This is a genomic window from Vallitalea sediminicola (assembly GCF_054408565.1).
Genome location: NZ_BTPT01000046.1, coordinates 155,901 through 181,852, shown reverse-complemented (window position 1 = coordinate 181,852; position 25,952 = coordinate 155,901). Strand labels below are relative to the sequence as shown.

Sequence of the window (25,952 nt, the reverse complement as noted above, 5' to 3'; positions counted from 1 at the left end):
TTTCACCACCTTTATAAATCATCAAGATCAATAATATGTGGAATTTCTTTTATTTCTTGCCATCTTTTACCTGATACTCTATATCCAGTACCAGGACCCATATAATCATTTTGTTTATTAACGGCACTTATAACATTAAATTCTTCATCTAATATTGCGGAAGTATGTAAGTAATCACCTGTTATTCTTTGCTTTAACATGTTCAACAAGCTTTCAGCTACATCTATATATGAAGCATTATGAAGTGCTTTCACTATATCTAATCCTGTTACACCTTTGTTCATCATATCATCAATAGCGGCAAGATCAGCTAATATGTCTCTCTCAGGCATATCTTTACTACCATGAGCATAAGCTGCCGCCTCTACTTCTTCATCACTGATCTTAGGAAGTTCCAACTCTCTGAATACTCCTTGTAAAGCTTTTGCAGCTTTTCTTCTAGTAGCAATGACATCTTCTTCTTTTACTGGTCTAAGTCCACCATCAATTTTCAGGTCTCGTTGGAGTACATTATAATCATCAAAATCTTCTGCATCGAAATTAGATCCAGCAAACATATTATCGTAATTAGGTGTTCCACTGTAACCAGAGAATATAAAATCAGTTCCAGGTAAGAATTGCATCATTGTTCTTGCTGTTCTCCTTTGGTCAGAGTGAGTGAAACTTTGATCGTTAGAAGATGCTACTTCCAAATCCAGCATTGCAGCAATCAAATTCTCAGCAAGTACAGCTCTAATTCCTGAAGGTACAGATGCCGGAATTCCAATACAACTAACTGAACCGTTTTGTAATCCTTGAACACCAGCGCCTTTTGTAACTAGAATACATCTTGTTTCAAGATACAGCATTGATTTGCTTTCAGCGTTACCCATAAGCACTTCTGAACCAGTACCTGAGGTAAATCTCATCTTTAATCCTCTAGATGCATAAGCAGATGCTAAGAATGCTTTTGAGTAAGGAGTATCATCACCATCAATAAACACAGATTCTGTTCCATATACTGATATAGTTTCAGCATAAGTAGTTAAACCTCTAATTCCAAGGTCAAGTTCAATAGCCTCTTCAACAGCACATTGAGTCAGTACACCTTTTCTACCTACTTGGGCACCAATCAACAATGCTATAGCATTAAAAGGTGCATATCTGGCTACTGCCACTGTTGTTTCTTCTTCTGCAAATCCTCTAAGTGCTCCTTCTGCCGCATCAGCCGCTATCTGTACAGGATTATCTTTGAGATTGGTTATATGTGCTTGATTCGCAGGTAATTTTCTTGCTCTCATCTTCTGCATTGCCATCATCATCTCTACTACATTAAGATGTCCTACTACTTCACAAATCTTTGCAGGTGTCAATCCAGATATGATTTTGATGATCTCTTCTCTTTTTATATGTATATCAACTAATTTCCTGGCTATATCCAAGGAATCCATTACCATCATTTCTTCTGTGAGTTCTATATCGATAGCATAATCTGCAATAAACTGATCAATGAAGTCAAATTCTTCTCTTGATTTACCATCCATCTTGGTTATTATATTATTTGTCACCTTTACTGATGGCTTTGGATCAAGAGGACTATTCATTGCAATGAATCCTTTTTCTGGCCATTCATTGATATATCCATCTTGGTTAACAGGTCTTTTATCAAGTATTTCAAATCTTTTTGAACGCTTCATACTTAATCTCTCCTTAAGAGAAATACTATTTTAATTGCTCTATAACTCTTTTAGTTACCTCTGCAACAATTGTACTTAAATCATTATCACTTACTTGTGGTTTTTCTTCTTTAACAGCACTACAGCTGCTTCCATCTGCTTTGCAAAGATTAGCAGGATGTCTTCCTGATAGATTGAACTTACTTCTTAGGTCATATAATGTTTGAACTTGTGAATCTGATAATTCTTGTGGTCCACCAAGTTGTTTTGATGTATATAGTAATTGAGCGTAAAATTCTAATGATTCCATTTTGAAGTAAGCAGTCATTAGACTATCTCCATAACTTAACGCACCATGATTCTCTAATAGTACTGCATCATAATTTTCTAGGAATTTTTCAACAGCATCAGGAATTTCATCTGTAGAAGGAGTTCCGTATTCAGCAATTGGTACACAACCTAGTGATATAACTGCTTCTGGCATAATTGGTTGAGTTAGTGGTATACCAGCTATAGCAAAACTTGTTGCATAGATTGGATGAGCATGAACAACTGATTTTACATCTGATCTTTGCTTATATACTCTTAAGTGCATTTTTATCTCTGATGATGGTTTTAATCCTTTATTTGCCTGCAAAATATTTCCATTAACATCTACTTTACAAATCATATCTGGAGTCATGAATCCTTTACTTACACCAGTAGGTGTACATAAAAATTCATTATCTGATATTTTCACACTAATATTACCGTCATTAGCTGCAACCATACCTCTATCATAAATTCTTCTACCAATTTCACATATTTGTTTCTTTACTTCGTATTCACCTATCATTATTATTCCTCCTAATAATATATTCAAAACTTCTTTGTTATTGTTTGTTTTTCTTTTATTATCTTTGTTTAATATAATAATAGCAGAGCAACCAACATTAGTCAAGTATCTTTGCAACAAAAAAACAGCACAAATTTTGTATATTCGCACTGCTTTTTTGTTGTTTTTATTTGTTTCTATTTGTTTTTCTATATTTGCCATATTGTAATAGCTGAAGGGTATATTGTAATAATCACGAAGACCGACCGCTTCTCAGGGTAAGGCAAGTGATTATTACAATATACCCGTACCCACATTTATTAACTCCACATTATTATCGTGTAAAGTTTCAATCCACTTACTGGATAATTCTTTATCTGTGACAATAATATCTACTTTGTCTAGATTATAAGCTTTTATAAATGATTTCTTATCAAATTTACTACTATCAACTGCTAATATGACCTGTTCAGAAGTCTTTATCATCTTTTTCTTCACTTCTGTTTCTAATTGATGAGGTTCCATAATACCATGTTCAAAATTAATAGCTTTACAACTAATTATTGTTTTATTGACATAATATTTTTCAATAGCTAATTCAGCATGGTGTCCAACAAATGATAAGGAAGTACTTTTTAGGGTTCCGCCTGTAGATATGACTTGAATATTGGAATGACCTGCTAATACCATAGGTATTTTTAGTGCATTAGTTATTATAGTAACCTTTTTACCTTTTAGATATTTTGCAACATATAAGGCAGTTGTACTGGAATCCATCATAATAGTATCCCCATCTTGGATTAAATCCGCCACTGCTTTTCCGATTAAATTTTTATCCTCCTTATTAGTTGCTTCTCTTATGTTAATGGATATGTCTTCATTAGTACTTTTATTGAGCACGGCTCCACCATAACTTCTCGTTACGTAGCCTTCATTTTCTAGTTTCTCAAGGTCTCTTCTAATTGTCTCAAGTGTAACATTAAATTGTTTACTTAAATCTAGTACTTTGACGCTTTCTTCTTTATTAATTATCTCTAATATTGTTTTTCTTCTATCTATTGCTAACATAAAACCACCTGTTCCCACCCTTTTTTATTGTTGTTTTTTCTTTTTTATTATAACATTATTGATAATAATAGCAAGAACAAATTTTAAAAAAGACCCCATGAGGGGTCAGCTAACTCTTATCTATATCCGTCTTTCTTATCACTTGCTTCATCTTTTATTTCATTTCTCATACTGTTCAATGATTCTTCTCTTCTTTTGTTTTTTCCCTCTAATGTTTTCTTCATTTTCTCGTCATCAGTCTCTTCAATCATTTCATTACCCAAATGAATGTTCTGCACAGTTTTATCAATATTGTATTGAATTCTATCTACATTATCTCTTCTGTCATCTTGTTTATGTTCCATTTTTAATGTCTCCTTCATCTATTTTATTGATATGATATGGATGATAATCTCTTACATACCTCATTTTTATTATTTCATTAACCTTTTTATAATATTCAAGAAAACTATTTTCTCCAATTAATTATATGAGATATGAAAACAAAAGTATTCTCATCAATCAATATCCCTATCTATAGATTCAGAAGCATCATCAGTTTTTATTTTCATTGTATATTCACCAATATCATCAGTCACTTTATACACGTGTATATAATATTTATCTGGCGTATCAATATAGATAGTTTTTGATCCTTTATCAAATATTTTCTCACCACATATATATTCTTCAAAATTTCCCTCTTTGAATAACACCCAATTAATAGCCTTGTCTCCTTTATTTACTACATCAAATGATATAGTAGTAGGGTTTTTAACTTCAATAGAGAATATATCCTGATTATCGCTTCCACCCATTGTGGCTTCTATTGTTGTATCTAGATTACCTATCTCATTTGCAGTATCATAAGAGTTATTTTCTTCAATTTCCATAAAGCTGTCTTTTTTATCTTCCTTATCAGCTAGAATACTTCCTTTAATCTTAAAGTTATATAGCGATTCATCTCTTGTAGACTTATAGATTGTTAAGTTGTAGCGTCCTGATTTCTCTAGGATAACATTCTCTAAAGCTGACTCATAAACTATGCCACTACCTATTCTTGCATCTTTATCTGATTCATGAGATAACACCCAAAACAGATTATCCTTATTTAAATTATTGAATGCAATATCTATTTCTCCACTTTCTGTTACATCGAAATAATATACGTCTACTAAATCTCTACCACCTAATTTTCCATTCATCTTTACATATGAAGCTGAAATCTCAGTAGCATTCTCAGGAATGTTATTATATTCAGTTTCTTCTATTTCCCCATTATTCAATTCCTTAACTTCAATTTTTTTAATTATAGAATCTTTACCTCTTCTATCATCCATTATCTTTAAGGTTACAGTATATTGTCCAGGTATTTTATATTTATGTGATGGATTAACTTCTTCGCTTGTTTCTCCATCTCCAAAATCCCATTCATAAGTTACTATTCTACCATCTTCATCTATGGAAGCAGTACTGTCAAAATCAATTATTGTATCTTCTACAACTTTGTCAGGACATTCAAATGCAGCTGTTGGTATAATATTAGGATTAAAATCCTTATCTCCTTGTTTGCCATAAAATACTATATCATATGCAACATTATTAGATGAATCAACTCTATAGTTTGTAAAATAACATGTAAGTGTCTTGTATCCTTCCCAATCATTATTTTCAACTATTTGATTTAACATATCATTAGCTTTTTTATCCATTGCTTGCCAATCATTATATTCATCAATTGATTCATCCCCTATAAATGAACCTTTTACAGTAACTGTATCAAAAAACTGTGAGGAATTTTCTTCAACTTTGATATCAATTAAACCCGTTGACTCCTTGATATCCTTTTGTATACTTTCAATATCTTTATATTCATATTCATTCAAATAATCATCAGATACTAATGGTGTAGTTAATTCATCGTAGCTGTCAGTTAAATCCTGCATGTATTCTTGATAATTATTATTTAATTCATCATTATTGCTCAATAACTCAATATACTTATCATATCCCTCTACGTCACTATTTTTAATATATTCATTCAAATTGGCAAAGGTTTCAAAGCTATTACCGTATATATAACTATCAAACACAAATGCATAGCTGTAAAATTCAAATGATCCATATCTTGAATGGAGAGTTTTGGATACTGAATATCTTCCAGATGGCTCTTGAGGTAATCCCCTTATCATTGACTTTCTTGGAAGTACACTGGAAGTACGAGTTGAACCAGCAAAAAATTCTGCTCCACCTTCACTAAACCAAGTTAATCTGTCTTTTTTATGCATTTCAGTCTGGTTGAATAAACCAGGTACAATATAACGTGCTTGTAGATAATGTGTGAATTCATGACGGAAAAGTTCCTCTAAGCTATAAATGCTCTCTTGAGGTGTTCTTTCATATGTAAAAAATGTTCCTATATTTTCAATATAGATACCACCATTATCAGTACTATATCCATATAGTTTTGAATTTACCTTATACTCACTAGGACTATTATATATTACTATTGTTAAAATATCATCAGCATTGCCCGGCTCAAGAGCTTTATCACTTCCTAATACTCTAAAGAATTGAGCCTTAACTTCCTTTGAAGCCCAATAAAGTCTTTTTATTTTTTCCTGAGTTACTTTATCACCTGCTTTTATAATCATCTTACCATTATCAAATGTATAAGTATTTGGCAGATAATAATCTATACCATCTTTTTTGACCTTATTATAATCTACAGTTTTATCGTTGTAATCTTTACTTCCATAATTATCTGATATACCTTTCGCTGCGTCTAAATACGGTTCACTTAAATCCGGGTAAATATTCATTGCATCAGTCAGAATCTTTAAATTTACCCTTGTATCAGTATGAAATCTACCGTATTCAGCTATTTGGTAAATACAGTTATTAACTAACCAAGTATTATTTTCATCTATATTCTCCAGTAAAGCAATTTTCTTAAAGGAATTAATGTATTCATCAATATTACCATACCATTTAGTATTTTTGATATCTCGCTCTAATCGAACATCTCTCTTAATTGCTTTCAAAATACCGTTCATAAGCTCATGTAATGCCGTAGTTTTTGAACGGTCATTTATGTAATCTTTTACATTGTTGTTGTACTGATTTATTACCTTAACTGAATTGTTGACAAGCTCTGGGTTACATGATGTATTTGATATCAGCTTTCCTAATGCTACTATAATCTCATTCTGTACACTAGTACCTAACCCAAAATTTTCATTTCCTTGTATTGCGAGCATAGCAGATATACATTCATTGTCAAAGTCATCTTCATTTAGATACTTCAAGTCATCTTTAACATTATAAAATGCAACATATGTTCCTGATCTTAATACCTCTACTAATGTTCTGATCCCCTTCATATCTGAAGCTGTATAAGAGGTCCCTTTTTCTTTAAGTGCATCAATAACAGCTTGTACTCGTTCTTTATCTTTATAGAATTCATGGACATCTTCATTGAACTCAAATAATTCAGGTATATCGCTCCATTCAATTGTTACCAACACCTCGATGAGTTCTTTATGGCTTAATGTTTTTAAATATGACATATAATACTTATCATCATTTTTAATTTCTTTTGTTGCTGTATTTTCGTTATTTGATGCATATGCACCCTGCATTGGATATATTAAAACAAATATTGCTAAAAATAATATAGCTACCTTTTTATTGACATAATTCATTCTTTTTCCTCCATTTTCATAATTTAGAGTATTATTATACACTTAACTACATAATAAAATAAATAGGATAATAATATCATGTCATATAATTAATAAATCTTATCATTTCTCATATTTTTTTCATATATATACCGCGTTTAGCTTTCAACTAACCTGCCTCTTCACAAGCCTGTATATCAAGCTTCGTTTACAAATTTATACCAGGAAAGTTGTGTCATTACTAATAGTAATAAATTCACATACCTAGACTAAAATTATAAAATAAAGACCGATTGAATTTATTAAGTTAAAAGCTTATAATATTATTTAAACTAATAATTTCAATAAGTTAATATATTTTCCTTAATTCAACTTTTAAAAACAACAATAAAACATTTAGGTGGTGCACATATGATAAAATCAAAAAACATTTTTACTATTTTAGTAATCTGTTTAATATTCATGTTAAGCGGATGTAGTACTGAAATAGAAGAAAACAATTCCATAAGTGATAAGGATACAAACCCTACTAATGAAATTGAAACCAATGACAAGATTAATACTACTAATACAGAGGATACAAATATAACTAAAACAATTCAACATAACAAATCCATAACTATTACTGCCATAGGCGATTGTACTATAGGTAGTTTTCCAGAAGTTACAGAAGGAAAATCATTTGAAGATGTCCTATCAGCTAATAATAACGATTATGAATATCCTTTTAAAAATGCTTTCAAATGGATTAAATCAGATGATATAACTCTAATAAATTTTGAAGGTACATTGACTGATGCAACAAAGCTAGCTAATAAAAAATGGAGATTCAAAGGGCCAAAAGAATATACTAATTTTCTTACATCTTCTAGCATAGAGGTTGTAAATCTAGCTAATAACCATAGTTATGATTATTTGGAAAAAGGATATCTTGATACAGTAGAAAACATGAATAATGCAGGTATCGGAGTATCAGGAAATGAGTATATATATGTAAAAGATATTGACGGTATCAAAATTGGTTTTATAGGACATATGGTTAAAGATGAACCCCAAAATATATTTGATAAGCTAAAAGAAGAAATAATTCAAGTTTATAAAGATGGTGCTGATGTAGTTGTATGTTCATTTCATTGGGGAATTGAATACAATAATATGCCAACAGAATATCAAAAAAGATTAGGACGTTTTGCTATTGACCAAGGGGCAGATATGGTCATAGGACATCACCCACATATTATACAAGGAATTGAATTGTATAATGATAAATATATAGCCTATAGTCTTGGAAATTTTGTTTTTGGTGGAAATGAAATATTATACGACGAAAAGCATAAAGATGTAGATACTATATTATTAAGACAACAACTGGACTTGGAAGATAAAGAAATAATAAATATCAAACTAACCATAGTACCTTTTAGACTATCTGGTGATGAAAAATATAATAATTATCAACCTATTGTTCAAGAAGCCGATGAAGGATTACGTATTAGAGATAAATTAATAGAATTAAGTAATGGTCTAGAATATGGAATCAAATCATTAGATATAGAAGAATAATAACACAATACTGGTATATGCCAATTATAAATATATATTAATATAAATACAAAGAATGAATAGTATACAGCTACTTATTATCTAATCTTTGTAATATTAATATATATTTATTTTTTTATAATAAGATACATATGTAATATTATTTTATTAAATATTAGTAATTTCACCAAATTGTTTTACTTAAATAAGTTATAGCCATAATTTGACAAATTATTGTTATCTGATATACTTTTTATATACGTAAATTTATTCACGTATAGTAAAATATCTAAAAATATATGCAATGTTTTGTATAAAATGTCCTACTAAACTTCTTCTATGAATGAATCTTATGTAAAAATTGAATTTGGGGGAATACTATGGAAAATCTAGGCAAAACAAATTACGTTAAAGATGTTGATAGTGTTTCAAAATGGGTCTTTTCTTCAACTGGTATCGGTCGAGATGCAGCTTTTAATTTAGTCTCGTTATTTTTATTAACTTACATACAATTTACTATGGGGCTGACTATTGCTCAATTTAGTTCATTGACAGTAATAATTGTATTATGCAGAATTTGGGATGGTGTCAATGACCCACTAATGGGTATGATAATCGAAAATACCCATACCAAATGGGGAAAATTCAAGCCTTGGATATTCATAGGTGCTATTATTAATGGATTTATTATAATGTCCCTATTTATGATTAGACCTGAAGGTTGGGGTTTTGTATGCTTCTTCGGAATTGCTTATCTACTCTGGGGCATGACATTCACCATGAATGATATTGCCTATTGGTCAATGTTACCTTCCTTATCAAGTCAACCACGAACCAGAGATCAGCTTACAACATTAGTTGCATTATTCGCTAACGTCGGTGCTTTTTTTGTTGGTGGATTGGTGCCTATATTAACCACCGGAAATATGGTAACAGCATATAGAAATATTGCTATTTTTGTTGGTCTACTATTCATTTCATGTCAAATAATATGTGTGTTGTTTGTGAAAGAAAAACCAGAACGGATTAAAAATGATAAACCGAAAGTATCTTTTTCTAAGATGTTCAAGATGATAAAAAGTAATGATCAATTACTATGGATAACAATTGCTTTATTTTTTCATTATTTATTACAATCAATCATTAATGCTCTTGGAATAAACATGTTTTACTTTGAATTTGGATATGATGGAAAGAACATGACAATTTTCATTGCAGTATATGCACTCATTTCCCTGATTTCTACAGCTATTTACCCCATATTAACTAAAAAATTCAATCGAATGCAGATAGTAAAATATGCTTTTGGGTTAAGTATTATTGGTTATATAGTATTTTTCTTAGTTGGTTACATTCCTATTCTTCCTCATAATATTATAACTTTCTGTATTGGAGGGGTATTCATATTTGCAGGATACGGATTAATTTATCTAGTTATTTTAGTTCAATTTTCTAACACTATTGAATACGATGAATATCTTACAGGTGAAAGAAATGAATCAATCTCCTTTTCATTGAGACCTTTGACCGCAAAAATCTCTGGTGCTCTTCAACAAGCCATTGTAACTATTGTATTAGTTTCAAGTGGTATTTATGGTCTTTCACAAAAAATCTCTAAGCTTGAATCATCTACAGGAATATCAGAAAGTATGAGAAGTCAACAAGCTAATGCTATAATTGATACTGCCACTGATAGTATGTTATTGATTCTACGTATAGGTATTGCAATAGTACCATTAATAATGGCAATCATTGTTTATTATATTATTAGGAAAAAATATTTTATTACTGAAGAGATCTATTCAATGATATTAGACGAACTAGAGTTAAGAAAAAAAGATCCAAGTCATTTTGATAATAAATCTGTATTAGATTCACTAGATAAAAAAATATCGTAATAGACAAATATATTGGAGATAGGTATTATTACCTGTTTCTAATATATATCTTTAAATACATATGTATTAATCCTTTATTGTATTAATCCAATGTATGTTTTTTAATATTACAACAATACAATATTATTAAATAATTTAGTTTATTTTTTAACGATTGTTGATTATTAGTATTAGCTAGTATATAATGTAGCTAATATGCATATATAGAAAGATTTATACAAAAAATTATTAATTATTAAACTTAATTTTTTTAATCATTTCTAAATTACTTGATAACAGGCATAAATTCAACATTAATTTACATTTTATACGCCCACTACAATTAACTTTCTTAATAAAAAAAGTATTTTTTTATATATTTTTGTAACCTTTTTAGGTTTTTAGCCCTTATATAATAGAAGAGGTATTTAGGACAAAATATATAAAAAATAAAATAAGAAAAGGAATGATTACAAATGAGAAAAATCAAATTATTATTATTAACAGTTTTATTAACATCAGTATTATCAATCGGAGTTAATGCTCAAGGAGACCATATGATTATTGAAGAATCCAGAATTGGTAATACACTACTTAGAGCTACATTAGATTCAGTAGATGACCCATTATCTTATTGTACTGATACTATAAGTGATTCAGATGGTTATATTGCAATGGCAAGTAGTACACATTCTATTATTACATGTGATGAATTAAAATTAGAAATCAATTTACAAGAAAAAAAGAATGGCTATTGGTCAACAATCAAAACATATACATATACATCATCTAATACAAGTAGCCTTAGCAAATATCCTTCATACTCCGCCCAAACTACAGGAGCTAACTATAGAATCAAAACATATCATTATGCTACTGTTGATGGTGAAACATCATTAAAAATTAATACTTCACCTGAAATTACTGCTAAGTAAACAGAAACTTAATTCTTAACATATTATAAAACATTAGGAGTATTTATTTATAATATGTTATATAGAAAGAGGTTGAATTTAATTCAACCTCTTTAATTTTGTAAAGACAATGTTGTTTCTAATACAATAGAATAATCACTTCCAACTACTTCAAATTCAGTATCTCCTTTTATAAAAATTCCTACATTTAGATTATCATTGTTCAGCATAATATATTCAATACCATTATTATTTAATGTTTTTTTATTAAATTGCATCTGATTATAGATAGCAGCTGTACCTGTTGAACCAATGCTTACATCTTTTTGCGTAATTTCTAAATGATTATTATTATTGTCTACTAATGATATTGCTAACAAGTGTCCATTATCATTTATATTTTCAATACTATAATTATCTGGTATTACAGGCGATATAAAACTCCTACCATTTTTCTCATTAATTTCCTCTACCTTAGCATCTAACTCTGGATCTCTGTTCTCTTCATAAGGTTTAGAATCCCTTGAATGTAACTGGATTGTATTACCAGTTACATTAGTTAGTAATCTTTTGAATAAACTTGCGCTACTAGATAAATCAATTGAAACCAATGCTACTATAACGATACATACTGTAACTACAGCTTTGTAAGTTCTTCTAACCCTAAATTTCTTTTTTAATTGTTCTTCATGTACTTCCTTACTGAGATTATTCCATATTTTGTTTTTTGCATCCTCATCAATATGTACACCATTCATACTATTTTCTAGATGTATTTTTAACTTTTCATCTAGTTCACTATACACTTTGCTTTTGTCTTTTCTCATAAATTAACTCCCCCTCCATATTCTGCAATAGTAATTTTCTAGTCCTATGCAATTTTACTTTTGCATTTGGTACAGATATGCTTAATAGTTGAGCAATTTCTCTAACTTTATACCCCTGAATACTTAACAACATAATCTCTCTATCAATATGAGGCAACTTATCCATTATTTGTGATACATAAATATCTTCGAAAGCTTCACCTATGGTATCTTTATCGCTACTTATTTCTTCATTAATAGTTGTTGGAAATAAGTTATTACGAACGCTATTTTTCTTAGCCTTATTAATTGCTAAATTATAGGCAGCTTTTAATATATAATTCTTAAAATGGTCAAAATTCTTAATCTTACTCATATTCTTAAAGCCAATGCTAAAAGCATCTTGAGCTATTTCCTCACAGTCTTCCTTATTCTTTACGATTCTATATGCAGTTGTATAAACAAGTCTATAATATTTATCAAACAAGTATTGATACAAATCATCGTTATAGTTATCCATCTTGTACATAGTGCCACTCCCTTGTAGTAAATATTACGTTATCCTATCAATTAAAGACTATGTATAGTTATTTTCTCATTAGTTACCATGATTTGTCAAGTACTGTCTTTATCTACATATCCTTTTCCACTTAAAATATTATTCAAACTTTTTCTATGAAACTAATAATTATTTTATATTTTTAATACTTAAACTATATAAAATTTTTTCCTCATACAAGACTACAATAAAATCTTTTAGTACATTATACCTATTTTATATGATTAATTTAGCACTTATTACTTTTTTATTATACAACAATAAATGTATTATACCAATTTTTAAGATTATCCACAATAGATATGTTCTACATAAAAGGTTACTTTCTTCTTAAAAATCAAGTAAATCATTCAAAATTTGGCTTATCCATTAATGTAACATAATTACTTCCATGTCCATGTAATTCAAATATAACCACTTCATTTTTACCCATTCTTAAAATAGGTGCAGGTACATATAATGTTCTCTGTGGTCCTTTTTTCCAATACCTACCTAAATTAAATCCATTAATATATACAACTCCTTTTTTCCATCCATCCATTAATATAAACGTATCAGCTATTTCATCAATAATAAATGTACCTCTATAGAAACAAGGCGTTGTTTGCTCTTTAATATCACTATATCGGATATCATCTATATCTTTTAACTCTATTGGATACATGACCCAACCAAATTGTTGCTGGTAATCTAGAAGTACATTATCTGTTATCCCATTGATTTCACCTAAATGAGTACCATAATTGATTCTTCCGAGATTTTCAACAAGTATATCTAGTACCATTTCTTCTTTATCAACGATAATGTCTAATTTTTTATCAGCTTGCTCAGTTCGATCAATGATTCCTTGGAACTTACCATCTAAATAAATGATTCCTCTATCATTACATTCATTAATTGTTAACTTAACCTTACCTTTTGGACCAGTTACTTTTGTTCTATATAATGTAAATCCGTAATTTTGATCTAATTTTTCCATTGGTAAAGGAGTAGCATTTTCAACAGGTTTAGATAAAACATTCAGTTGATTAAAAAGCTCTGCTTGTTCATTCATCTTTACTGCACCATAAGCTATCTTCTTAGTGTTTTTGACTTCTATATCATCTGGAATATTGAAATAGGCAGCTATGCTATTTTTAACGGCATAGTATTTTTCTGTCATATCTCCTGCTTCTGTCAATAATGCATCATAATCATAACTTGTTGTAGTTGCTAATAGTTTTTCATTATCGTAATTAGCACCATTATAAAATCCAAAATTAGTTCCTCCATGGAACATATAGAAATTAACATTCCCACCCATTGCTAACATTGAATCAAGATCTTTAACTACATCTTGTGGCTCTCTGGTATGATGCTTAGTCCCCCAATGATCGAACCAGCCATTCCAAAACTCCATGCACATCATTGGACCTTTTTTCTCATATTCTCCTAGCTTATCAAAAGCTTCTTCTGGACGAGAACCAAAATTAGCTGTTTTATAGATTTCCGGTAATGTACCTCCTTGAAGCATTATATCAGAAGGTCCATCTGAGGTGAACAACATCACATCAATACCTCTTTCTATCAAACTTTGTTTTAAATGGTTCAAATATTTTTTATCATTTCCATAGCTTCCATATTCATTCTCTACCTGAAAAGCTATTATAGGACCTCCATTAGTACATAATAAAGGTTTTAATAATGGTAAAAGTTGATTATAAAATAAATCTACTTTATCAATAAATATTTTGTTATAACATCTTAATTTTATATCATTATAACCTAGTAACCAGCTAGGTAAACCACCCAATTCCCACTCAGCACAGATATAAGGTCCTGGACGGATTATAACCATCAGCCCTATCTTTTCAGCAATTTCAACGAATTTTGTAATATCTGCTATTCCTTCAAAATCGAATTTCCCTTCCTTGGGTTCGTGAATATTCCAAGCTACGTATGTTTCAACTGTATTGAATCCACATGCCTTTAATTTCTTCAAACGATCTTCCCAGTATTCAGGCACTGTTCTAAAATAATGAATCGCACCCGATATAATTCTTATAGGTTCACCATTATAGTGAAATTCCTTGTTTTTTAATTCAAATATAGCCATCCAACCACTCCTTCTTATTAATAAGCTATTGATATACTCATTATAATATCTTGATAGAATTATGAAATAGACTATATAATTATTTTTTGTACTATTCAGATATTGTTTGTGAGTAAATAATTTTAACTAACTCTCCCTTTATTAACCTAAATACCAAATCTTCTTAACCAACTAAGATGAATATGCTATAATAATAAAAAGTATCACATAGATGAAAGGTGATAGACATGGATAAGACTATAATTGTTGATTTAAATGACATTAATCCATTTGTACGACAAGCTGGTTTTCAAAAAGATAATTGGCCTGATCATGAGCGTAAAATCTACGACTATGAGTTATTTTACTGCAATAAAGGTCAAGCCCATATGACTATCAACGGAGATTATAAACACTTAAAAAAAGGCACTCTTGTATTGATTAAACCAAATACTCCTACAAAATTATGGTTTGATAAAAAACAGTCTCCTGAAATATACTGGATTCATTTTGATTTTATCTATTTTGATGGTGATCATCACATCAATAAATACCTTACTGAAAAAAGTCATTTATTATTTAGTGACCATCTACCAGATGATTATCTGATAAGACCTAATATCATGTTATCAAACGGTCTGGAATTTCCTGATTACATAATTGTCAAGAACCCAGAAGAAGTGGGGCATTTATGCATGTCAATAATTAACTCTTACAAGTCAAAACATTTTTACTGGCAGTTTGATTGTAAGATCTATTTGCTTCAAATTTTCAAATGTATCATGAAACAAATATGTCCAACTGTAGAACCACCTATTAATACACAAAAAGATATCACTAATTTAATTCTTGAATATATCAAAAACCATTATTATGAAAAATTAAGTCTCGAAGAGATTTCTAATTATATTGGTCTAAGCAAAGATTACATCAGCAAAATATTCAAGTACAATACTGGTAATAGCATAATCACATATCTTAATATATATCGTATTAAAAAAGCAAAACAACTTCTAAAATATAGCAATCTGACTATTAAAGAAATATCAGAAGTTATTGGATATAATGACCAATATTATTTCAGTAAACAAATGAAAAAACTTACAGGGTATTCCCCCATAAGTTTTCGTAAGAATAATATAATAGAATAAAGAATTTATGATTCTTATACATAAAAACCATTCCATGATATCGTGGAATGGTTTTTACATAATCCTATAAATTCTACAAATATTTATCTGTTACTATCTTCTAGATTAGCAATAAAATCATATAGAACATTAATCATTTCTGCTCTTGATTTCGTTTCTTTAATCTTAGTTGTATCTTCAATTAGTTTATAGTATCTAGCCAATCCCATATATCCTCTATCATTATCTGCAACGACTTCATCTTTAGTAAATATCTCTGTATACTCTGCTAACTCTTTTTGTCCCATACCATTAATAATCCATTTTATCATTTCCATTAGTGTTACTTTATGATTCTTGTTGAAGTATTTACCATCTTCAATAATATTCATTCTTACAGCATCTTCAACGTATCTATAATATTCATCATCTTCATCTATATCTTTAAAACTGATTTCTTGACTATTATAGTGACTTCGTTTAGCACTTGGTATATATTCATATTGTCTTGATAATGTTAGAACAATCCATTTGATAGCATCTTTTTTAGTTAGAGTATCATTTGGTGAAAATTTATCATCAGTTTCTTTTATGAATCCCATCTTATTCATAAGTTTTATTGATTGTTCATATTTACTTCCTTTTATATCTGTAAAATACTCCGCCTCATCATTGTCTTTATATTCTTCTCCACTATAATCTAGTAGTTTACCATTCTCAACATCAATATATGAGAATTTGTATGGGTTCAACTTATAAACAAGTGCCAAATCTTTTAATGGTAATAAAACATTTTCTTTTTCTTCTTTATCTTTGTCTTTTAACTGAATCAACTCTTTTTCAAAACCAACTTTATCATAAAATATCTTACTTGCTTTCTCAGTGGTAATCATTGCTTTTGGTTCTTCAACTTCTATATTATAAAACCAGTCAAATGAAAATCTTACAACTTCCTTAGTTTCTGTATCAAATTCTATAGAAAAACCATTTCTATCATATTCAATATCATTAATTACTCTTGTACCTTTTACATTAGTCCTAACACTTTCATCTTGTGCTAGTGTTATGTCAGTAGTATAATCCTTTTTATCTATATCAGGGAACATATTACTCATTATACTTCCTGCATCTTTTTTGAAGATATCAGCATCTATTTTAGCATTTTCTTCAATATCTTTTGATCTGTTATCATATTGCTCTTTTGTGATTTCACCTGCGGCTAGCATTAGTTTTGCTCTCATTTCAAAATCTTCTTTTGTTAATTTGCCAGAAGCTAGCTCTAATTTTAATCTATTGATTGAATCATTATTTCTATAAGAATATTTATTATAATCTATTCTTAATACTTTTCCTGAGACTGCATCTAATGTTGTATTTACATATATGTTATCTTCATCATTCTCTAAAGTCATATTCCAATATTTACCGTCTATTCCATTGTACCAACCTTGATAACTACTGCGTTTAATATTGAGATTTTTAGTATCTATTAGTTTTGATAATTTTTCTAAAATAGTCTTTTGAGCTTGTTCTCTAGATATTGAACCTTTTTCAGGTATCATTTCTTGACCCATATCAAAGCCATCAGCTTGTTTTTCTTCATTTTTTGCAGCACCATTATATACTATTTCATCTCTATTATATGAATATATATCTTCCATATCATAGAATTTTTTCGTTACTGAATCAAGTAAACCTGAATTTATCATCTCATAATAATAAACAGGTTTTAGAGTTAAAATAGTGTTTTTATCCTCTTCTTTGTTCACTTTTATATATTTTAATTTTAGGGCATCTTCTTTTTCAAAAATAGCTCTTGCTTCTTTTTCAGATATCTCGCTATCTTTCTTAGTATATTTACTATCATCCCAAATAATCTTGAAACCAGTTATTTCACCAGTTATTCCTGACACAGAGATAGAGATATAATTATCTTTAAACATTTCATTATTTAATTTTCTAGCATAAATAAATAAATAATTTTCTCTACCATAGTAAGAAATATATCTATTGAATTTTGTTTCTTCTATTTCAACTAGCTCATTTTTTAGATCAGCATAATTATCATCAATATATTTTTCAGCTGTTTTTCTAACTTGGTCCTTAGTATATTTTAATACTTCACCATTATTTCTACCCCAGTGTTCAAATTCAATAACTTTTCCTGTTTCAGCATCAACTCTAACCTGAATATTCTTGTCATCTGATTCAAATACCAAATTCCAAACTTTTTTTAAATAATAATCATCAGTAGACAGGCTTGAATCTTCTAACTCATACTCTTTACCTATTTTCAATTCTTTCTTTACTATTCCTGTCACTTCATCTACTTTCAATATGCTACTATCCGCTTCTTTCTCTTTCACAGCAACTAATTCGTTAGCATAAATACCTTGTGACAACGTCAAAATACATAGTACTGTTGCCATGACTCTTTTTAATATCTTTTTCATACATTATCCTCCTCTAATATCTTAAAATTAATTATTAAAATACGTAAATTTTACCATCTATACTTAGACGAAGATACTTGGCAAAAAGTTCCACTATATTATAATATTTTTTTAAAATATTTTTATACAATTACCATTAGTTCTATTATCGATAAATTTATATACATTAAATCATAGTTATAGATCAATATAAAAAAGGCTGATAAATCAACCTTTCCATTTTTTCCAATAATAAATTAATATGTCAATCATTATATCTCACTTTTTTTATTTTTCTATACTCTTGCTCCGATAATAGTGCAAAAATAACAAATGCTATAAAAAAAACAGGCATTAACCACACAAAACCTCTTAATAGTACCATAGGTGTCTCAATAAGAAATCCTTTCCAAAAAGCTGTTCCTGACCTCTCCCATAACCCTGGTGTATAATACAATAACTTTGGATGTAGAAGTGCATTTATATCAACCATTTCTCTTCCTTATCAAAATTAACGAATACTTTAAATTTCTTCATCGGTATCACTACCTCCCATCCCTAAACTTCTTTCCGTTGTCTTTATAATATGCTGCATCCTTCTATAATCAAGAATCAATATCTCTCTACCCTTATCAGTGATTAAATAGACCTTTCGTCTCTTGTCCTCACTCTTTACAGGTATAATAAATCCTAACTTCAATAAATTCTCAATCGCTCCATACAAAGTCCCCGCAGCTAATCTAACTTGCCCATCACTTAACTCTTCCACCTTCTGCATAATCAGATATCCATGTGCCGGCTCAATCAATGCCAAAAGGATATAATAAACCGTCTCCGTAAGAGGAAGCTCCTTATTCTTTTTCATCCATCATCATTCTCCCATAACTTATTATACAGCAAATCTATATAGTCCAACTATACAGTTCAACTTTATAAAGTAATTATATACAGTGTGACTGTATATGTCAACAATTTATTATAAAAAGTACTATTTACAAGAATATTAGGTATAAAAAAAATACCCAACCACTAATCAATGTCAGATATCTTCAACCAAACTCCAGAGCGCCAAACCATAAGATAAACCATATATAATGATAAGAACGATTTTTACAGCTTGTTGCCATTCCTTCCAAATCAGATAAAAGCAACAAATGTAACGAGAGTGATTATCATTATATATGGTTTCAACACATCTATGTTGTCCACTTAATCTTTTAATATTACTTTATAACATAAAAAAGCCATATGAAATTCATACGGCTAATAAACTATACTATTAATCATTGTAATTATTAATTTCTAATAAATAAATCAAGCACAAATCTCTTCTATATCATTATTATCAATGGTTTCTTTTTCAATAAGCATACTTGCAATTTTATTAAGATATTCTTTATTATTCTCTAATATATTCTTTGCACTCACATATGCTTTCTTGATCTCTTTTCTACACTGATCTATTATGGTAGAATCATTAATATTGGCTGATTCAAAATTAAATAATCCAAAACTATCATCCATACCATATTTTACAATAAAGTCTTTTATCAGATTAGATGCCTTTTCAATATCATTACTAGCACCTGTTGTTATACCATCTTCTCCGAAGATGATTTCTTCCGCTACTCTACCAGCAAGTAATACTTTTATATTACTGGAGATTTCTTTTTTACTCTGATACATTTTATCTTTTGGTATACTCATACTGAATCCACCAGCACCTCTGGTACTTGGTATAATAGTAACCTTGGATATAAGGTTATCTGGTAATAATAATTTGGTCATAAGTGCATGTCCTGCTTCATGATATGCAGTTATCTGTCTGTCTTTATCAGTGATATTACTTCTATCTTTTTTCTCTGCTCCAGCAATAACTGTATAAAAAGCTTTATCTATATGTTCTTTCCTAATAGCTTTCTCATTACTATTTGCTGTAATTATAGCTGCTTCATTCATAAGATTTTCTAACATTGCACCACTAAAATAAACAGTATCTTTAGCTATATAATCAATATCTACCGTATCATGAATAGGCTTATTCTTAACATGTAGGGAAATTATAGCTCGTCTAGCATTATAATCTGGTAAACCTATTTCAATCTGTCTATCAAATCTACCAGGTCTAAGTAATGCAGGGTCAAGTGTATCGATACGGTTAGTTGCAGCAATTACAACAATTCCTTCATTATCATTAAAACCTGACATCTCTGTAAGAAGAGCATTAAGTGTTTGGTCTCTTTCGTCATTACTTGCTGAAGCTTTACCTGCTCTTGTTTTACCTATTGCATCAATCTCGTCTATAAAAATAACTGCTTTTTCACTTTTTTTGGCTTTTTTGAATAGTTGTCTTATCCTACTTGCTCCAACCCCTACATACATCTGGATAAAGTCTGATCCACTAACTGCATAATAAGGTACATCTGCCTCCCCAGCAACTGCTTTTGCCATAAGGGTTTTCCCTGTTCCTGGAGGACCATATAACAGTACACCTCTAGGCATTCTTGCTCCCATGGAAGAATATTTTTCAGGAGTTTTTATAAAATCAATAATATCTTTTACTAAATCTTTTGCTTCTTCATTTCCAGCTACATTACTGAAATTCACAACATTATTATTGTTAATTTTATTTTTATTGGCATCGACAATCACTTGCTTATTGTTATTGGAACCTTTTCTAATATACCAAAATACTCCAATTAAAAGTAAACCAATCCCAACAGTCTGAAAAGTTTTTTGCAGTCCTGAACTACTTCCAGTTCCTACTTTTATATCCTGCAATAATAGATATTCTTTAAAACCTTCTTTTAATGGATTTGGTACTCTATATACTGTTTTATCATTGTCTTTCATCTTAACATTTAATATGTTGTCATCAATTATTGTTACTTCCCCAACTGAGCTTTGTTCAACATAGTTAACAAATTCATTATATGCCATATCTTCATATTCTTTTTTAGTTAATAAATACGTAGTAACAGATGCTATCAATATAAGAACGCTAATCACTATAATAACCAACTTCTTATTTTTCAATTCATTCACCCCTAAGTTAACATAATATAATAATTATACATGTTACAAGTATAATAATCCACTATAAGTATTTAGAAATACTGTATATTGCTGGATATATAACTCAAACAGCGCAACAAAATTATGTAAACTTATCCAAGGCTAACCAAGCTTTTATTTATAGGATAATTTAATATCTTTCAATCTCTTCATTACGTCATTTCCACCTCTGCCAAAGTAGTCATGAAGTAATTTATATTCATTAAATAATTTTTCATAGATTTCATTATTTTCTTTTATAGGCTTATAATATTCTTCTTTTACTTTTGACATCTTATCTACAGCTTCAATTATTGTATCGTAACCACCTTTATCTCTTCCTGCTGCAACTGCACCAAACATTGCTGACCCAAGGGCTACAGCTTGGTTGGAATCACATATATGAATATCCATGTTGGTTACATCAGAATATATCTGCATCATCATAGAGTTTTTCTGTGCTATTCCCCCTGCTGCATACAATTCTTTTATTTCTACACCATTTTCCTTGAATGTATCAATTATCATCTTAGTTCCAAAAGCCGTTGCTTCAATAAGTGCTCTATATATTTCTTCAGGTTTTGTAGTTAATGTACATCCCATAATTAGACCTGTTAAATCAGCATCTACTAATACGGAACGGTTACCATTCCACCAATCCAATGCAATCAATCCACTTTCTCCAACTCTTAATTTCGATGCTTTTTCAGTTAATAATATGTGGATGTTAATATCTTTCTCCTTACATTCAGTGATGTACTTTTCAGAAATACAATTCTTGACAAACCAACCAAAATGGTCACCTACGCATGCTTGTCCAGCTTCATATCCAATAAAATCAGGTAATATTCCATCTTCAACAAGTCCTGCAATACCAGGTACAATGATTTCATCTTTATTAAGTACCATATGACAAGTGGAAGTTCCCATAATCATTAGCATTTTACCTTCTTCGCATATACCAGATGCAGGTACTGCCGCATGTGCATCTATTATAGCTACCGCAACCGCTGTTCCTTGTTTTAATCCAGTAAGATCAGAACCTACTTCATTGATTTCACCTGCTTTATCCCCAAGAGGGTAAATATCTGTACTTAGCTTATCTCCAACAATATTTTTGTATCGTTCATCTAATGCCCCAAGAAATTCTTTTGATGGATAACCATTACGCTTATGCCATAACCCCTTATATCCTGCAAAACAACTACTTCTCTTAACTTCTCCAGTCAGCTTATATACAATCCAATCTCCTGCCTCGATAAATTGGTCAGCAGCTTCATAGATTTCTGGAGCTTCATTGATAATCTGCATAACTTTTGGTATAAGCCATTCAGATGAAATTTTACCACCATATAACTTTGGAAAAGTTTCTCCTCTTTTCTTAGCTTCTTCGTTAATTTTATCAGCATATTTCTGAGCAGCATGATGTTTCCATAACTTGACATAAGCATGTGGATTACTCCTATATTTTTCATCAAAACATACAGGCTTCATATCTTTGTCAACAGGTAATATTGTACAAGCTGTAAAATCAACACCTACACCAACTACATCATCTGTATCTACATCATACTTTTTTAAAACCCCTTTAGTAACTGTTGATAGACAATGTAAATAATCCTCTGGATGTTGAAGCGCCCAATCAGGTGGTAATTTTGTTACATTATCAGGTAATACCTCTTCCATAACTGCATGAGGATAAGCCTGTTCGTAATCCCCAACCTCAATGCCTGTATCTACCTCAACCAACAATGCTCTACATGATTGTGTCCCATAATCAATTCCCAAACAATATTTTTTTTCCATCTAGCAACCTCCTTGTAATAAAATATTTTATAATTTTTTTGTTTATAACTCCTTATAGTAAATTCTACCATAGCCAATATTTTTGCTAAGATAGAAGAAAGGTGTTTTGTGATATATGCTGAATAACTTAAAAGCAAAATAGTATATGTATATGTGGAGTAGTGAGGCATGGACCCCGAACCCAGCAATTTACTCAGGACGAGTAACTTGCTGGCGTAACATATACATATACTATTTTGCAAAAGCCAAGTCCGAACAAAACACTTTTCTGACTTACTTAACATTAAACCTAAAAATAATTTTATATTGATTTTACAGAATTTCTTATAATTATTTCTGATGGTATTGTAACTTTAGTAATATCATTTTGACTATTCCCCGAAACCTTTTTCAACATTAATTCCCCAGCTTTTTGACCAATCAATACAGCATTCTGAGAAATAATAGTCAATCTAGGATCAATTAATTCAGCAAGATTAATATCTCCAAATGAGACTAAAGATATATCATCAGGTATTTTCAGATTCATTTCTTTTAATGCTATCATTGTACCTTCTGCCATATCATTATTAGCGGCAAATAGTACAGTTGGCAGCTTATTTATATTCCTTTGAATCATGAATTTTACTTCTTCATAGGATTTCTTTCTATTATAAGCACCGTTCACTATATATGATTGTTCTAAAGGAATATTATGCTCTTCTAATGCTTGAATGAAGCCATTATAACGCTCTTTTGCAGTACTAACACTAAGTAGCCCGTTTACAGCACCAATCCTCCTATGTCCTTGATCTATAAGATATGATATTAGCTTATATGTTGCATTATAATTGTCTTCTACAACACTATCCGTTTGCAGATTCTCTAGACTTGTATCAATCATGATAATGTCCATACCCTGATCTATGAATTTTTTCAACTTATGGTCTTCTTGTGTACTAGATGCCAACAGAACATAATCTACTCTCTTATCATTTAATGCATTCAAGAGTCTTAACTCTTTGTCTGTATTCTCATCAGTACTACAAAAAATAAGACTGTATCCAAGAGGGCTGATAACACTCTCCACTCCCCTAGCTATATCCATAAAATAATTATTAGAAATATCAGGTACAACCATTCCTACCATATAGGTTTTGTTGCATTTCAGACTTCTTGCAATTGAATTAGGTCTATATCCTAATTCTTTTATAGTTTCCATAACCTTATTCCTAACCTTCTCACTAACTGGATAATTTCCATTAATAACTCTAGAAACTGTTGCTGTTGATACGTTTGCTTTCTCTGCTACATGTTTTATAGTAACCATACTATCATCCCATCATTTTCATTACTTTATTTTGTCTATAGTAATCGTTTACTATATTATATAAAATTTTTTGCTTTACATCAAGTATTATATTATTAAAGCTCTAACATTCCTTATAGTAAAATCTCATTAAAAGACCACTATTCCTTTATTTTTGTCCATATAAGAATAACCTATTCATTCTTAATTTTATACATAAATAAATAATTATAATATACATATAACTTTGCATAAAAACTGGTTTCAATTCTGTAAAGCAATCAATATCAAATATATTCACCAATGCTATATGGATTAAATAAATAACTACTGAATAGATAAAAGTGGTAATAAAAAAACTTCTAATAAGACTTTTATCCTTTTCTTTGCTTGTTTTTTTTATAGCTATAATCATAAAAATTATTGGAGTTAACGTCAAACCTATTAAAATATAATTAGATATTTTTCTCCAAAATTTTATATGGCTTATTAAATAAAAATATTTTTTATCCGACACAAAAATATTAGATATATAATCTAAATGTATTTCTAAACATAAAAATGCCAAACATAATATTGTCATAGATAAAATATAAAATACTATATATTTTTTCATTAAATTTACCCCATCTTATTTTTAGGCGAAAAATATAGTTACCGTATTACTTTATTTTGGGTATTGCAGTAAAGGAATCAGTATGTGTTCCATAATCATATATATCATCAACTATAACAATGCCTCCTACTTCACGCTTTAATGAATACTTAACTTTAAATATGACTGAATTTTTCAATCTATCATAGTCAAGTTCTACATCACTAAGTATAGCTGATGATACAGATGTATTAAAGTCATCTACATCTATCGTCACTCTTGGTTTATTTGCAGATATTATTCGATATTGACTATCATAAGTAAAAGTTCCGCTTATTTTCACTATCCATATCCTTTTATTGTTATTGCTCCCTACCATCCCTTTGTAATGCGTAATAGTTTCGGTCTGGGTAACTGTTGTCCAATCGTTAACAGTTCTCTTAGTAGCTGAATCGTCATATTTGTAATGATATTCTTTCGTTTCTAATGTTTCAGTTGTTACGGTATCACTTGAATCACACCTATTTGTTGTAGTTCCAATCAGTAATGTTAAAGCAATTACAAACGCCAAAATATTTTTTATCATTTTTAATACATTCCCATCTATTGTATAGCTTAATAATATGTAATCTATTATATATACATTATGATAGAGCTTATGCAAATAAATGTCAAC

Annotated in this window: 19 protein-coding genes; 4 read left to right on the top strand and 15 right to left on the bottom strand. The window is 29.7% G+C overall.

The window, feature by feature from the left end; all coding sequences use genetic code 11:
* Window positions 1-11: 11 nt before the first annotated feature.
* The 5 genes from ACX6CF_RS19120 to ACX6CF_RS19100 all read right to left on the bottom strand — a co-directional run bounded on the left by ACX6CF_RS19120 (window position 12) and on the right by ACX6CF_RS19100 (window position 7,220).
* Complete coding sequence (locus ACX6CF_RS19120) at window positions 12-1,676, bottom strand: propanediol/glycerol family dehydratase large subunit (protein WP_458786972.1); 1,665 nt, start codon at window positions 1,674-1,676, stop codon at window positions 12-14.
* A gap of 25 nt (window positions 1,677-1,701) precedes the next feature.
* Window positions 1,702-2,490: a class II aldolase/adducin family protein gene (locus ACX6CF_RS19115; protein ID WP_458786971.1), complete on the bottom strand. Its 789-nt coding sequence runs from the start codon at window positions 2,488-2,490 to the stop codon at window positions 1,702-1,704.
* A gap of 273 nt (window positions 2,491-2,763) precedes the next feature.
* Window positions 2,764-3,537 (bottom strand): DeoR/GlpR family DNA-binding transcription regulator, encoded by a 774-nt coding sequence (locus ACX6CF_RS19110; RefSeq protein WP_458786970.1) that lies wholly within the window; start codon window positions 3,535-3,537, stop codon window positions 2,764-2,766.
* A gap of 116 nt (window positions 3,538-3,653) precedes the next feature.
* Window positions 3,654-3,881: a small acid-soluble spore protein Tlp gene (gene tlp, locus ACX6CF_RS19105; protein ID WP_458786969.1), complete on the bottom strand. Its 228-nt coding sequence runs from the start codon at window positions 3,879-3,881 to the stop codon at window positions 3,654-3,656.
* 153 nt (window positions 3,882-4,034) lie between these two features.
* The gene (locus tag ACX6CF_RS19100) at window positions 4,035-7,220 is read right to left on the bottom strand and encodes a collagenase (protein ID WP_458786968.1); all 3,186 of its coding nucleotides are present in this window, start codon (window positions 7,218-7,220) and stop codon (window positions 4,035-4,037) included.
* Window positions 7,221-7,610: 390 nt separating this feature from the next.
* Between ACX6CF_RS19100 and ACX6CF_RS19095 the strand changes: the two genes are divergently transcribed.
* The 3 genes from ACX6CF_RS19095 to ACX6CF_RS19085 all read left to right on the top strand — a co-directional run bounded on the left by ACX6CF_RS19095 (window position 7,611) and on the right by ACX6CF_RS19085 (window position 11,553).
* The gene (locus ACX6CF_RS19095; protein ID WP_458786967.1) at window positions 7,611-8,762 is read left to right on the top strand and encodes a CapA family protein; all 1,152 of its coding nucleotides are present in this window, start codon (window positions 7,611-7,613) and stop codon (window positions 8,760-8,762) included.
* 359 nt (window positions 8,763-9,121) lie between these two features.
* Entirely contained in the window at window positions 9,122-10,639 is a 1,518-nt protein-coding gene (locus ACX6CF_RS19090; RefSeq protein ID WP_458786966.1) for a glycoside-pentoside-hexuronide (GPH):cation symporter, read from the top strand.
* A gap of 455 nt (window positions 10,640-11,094) precedes the next feature.
* Window positions 11,095-11,553 carry a hypothetical protein gene (locus ACX6CF_RS19085; protein ID WP_458786965.1) on the top strand — a complete coding sequence of 153 codons (459 nt, stop codon included), beginning with the start codon at window positions 11,095-11,097 and terminating at the stop codon, window positions 11,551-11,553.
* Between the two features lie 92 nt (window positions 11,554-11,645).
* Here the strand turns inward: ACX6CF_RS19085 and ACX6CF_RS19080 are convergent, their stop codons facing one another.
* The 3 genes from ACX6CF_RS19080 to ACX6CF_RS19070 form a co-directional block, all read right to left on the bottom strand.
* Window positions 11,646-12,359, bottom strand: a complete 714-nt coding sequence (locus ACX6CF_RS19080) for a hypothetical protein (RefSeq protein WP_458786964.1) — start codon at window positions 12,357-12,359, stop codon at window positions 11,646-11,648.
* Entirely contained in the window at window positions 12,331-12,867 is a 537-nt protein-coding gene (locus ACX6CF_RS19075) for an RNA polymerase sigma factor (RefSeq protein WP_458786963.1), read from the bottom strand. The genes ACX6CF_RS19080 and ACX6CF_RS19075 overlap by 29 nt, the downstream gene beginning before the upstream one ends.
* A 376-nt stretch (window positions 12,868-13,243) precedes the next feature.
* Complete coding sequence (locus ACX6CF_RS19070) at window positions 13,244-14,992, bottom strand: glycoside hydrolase family 35 protein (protein WP_458786962.1); 1,749 nt, start codon at window positions 14,990-14,992, stop codon at window positions 13,244-13,246.
* Window positions 14,993-15,219: 227 nt separating this feature from the next.
* On the opposite strand from ACX6CF_RS19070, the gene ACX6CF_RS19065 reads away from it, so the two are divergent.
* Window positions 15,220-16,122 (top strand): AraC family transcriptional regulator, encoded by a 903-nt coding sequence (locus ACX6CF_RS19065; RefSeq protein ID WP_458786961.1) that lies wholly within the window; start codon window positions 15,220-15,222, stop codon window positions 16,120-16,122.
* An 83-nt stretch (window positions 16,123-16,205) separates the two neighbouring features.
* Here the strand turns inward: ACX6CF_RS19065 and ACX6CF_RS19060 are convergent, their stop codons facing one another.
* The 7 genes from ACX6CF_RS19060 to ACX6CF_RS19030 form a co-directional block, all read right to left on the bottom strand.
* Window positions 16,206-18,554 (bottom strand): S-layer homology domain-containing protein, encoded by a 2,349-nt coding sequence (locus tag ACX6CF_RS19060; protein ID WP_458786960.1) that lies wholly within the window; start codon window positions 18,552-18,554, stop codon window positions 16,206-16,208.
* A gap of 244 nt (window positions 18,555-18,798) precedes the next feature.
* The gene (locus ACX6CF_RS19055; protein ID WP_458786959.1) at window positions 18,799-19,026 is read right to left on the bottom strand and encodes a hypothetical protein; all 228 of its coding nucleotides are present in this window, start codon (window positions 19,024-19,026) and stop codon (window positions 18,799-18,801) included.
* Window positions 19,027-19,056: 30 nt separating this feature from the next.
* Window positions 19,057-19,398 carry a PadR family transcriptional regulator gene (locus ACX6CF_RS19050; protein WP_458786958.1) on the bottom strand — a complete coding sequence of 114 codons (342 nt, stop codon included), beginning with the start codon at window positions 19,396-19,398 and terminating at the stop codon, window positions 19,057-19,059.
* Window positions 19,399-19,847: 449 nt separating this feature from the next.
* Window positions 19,848-21,578, bottom strand: coding sequence for an ATP-dependent metallopeptidase FtsH/Yme1/Tma family protein (locus ACX6CF_RS19045; protein ID WP_458786957.1), 1,731 nt, complete (start codon window positions 21,576-21,578; stop codon window positions 19,848-19,850).
* Between the two features lie 144 nt (window positions 21,579-21,722).
* Window positions 21,723-23,393 (bottom strand): ribulokinase, encoded by a 1,671-nt coding sequence (locus ACX6CF_RS19040; RefSeq protein ID WP_458786956.1) that lies wholly within the window; start codon window positions 23,391-23,393, stop codon window positions 21,723-21,725.
* Between the two features lie 301 nt (window positions 23,394-23,694).
* Window positions 23,695-24,702: a LacI family DNA-binding transcriptional regulator gene (locus ACX6CF_RS19035; protein WP_458786955.1), complete on the bottom strand. Its 1,008-nt coding sequence runs from the start codon at window positions 24,700-24,702 to the stop codon at window positions 23,695-23,697.
* Between the two features lie 641 nt (window positions 24,703-25,343).
* Window positions 25,344-25,862: a hypothetical protein gene (locus tag ACX6CF_RS19030; protein ID WP_458786954.1), complete on the bottom strand. Its 519-nt coding sequence runs from the start codon at window positions 25,860-25,862 to the stop codon at window positions 25,344-25,346.
* Window positions 25,863-25,952 lie beyond the last annotated feature (90 nt).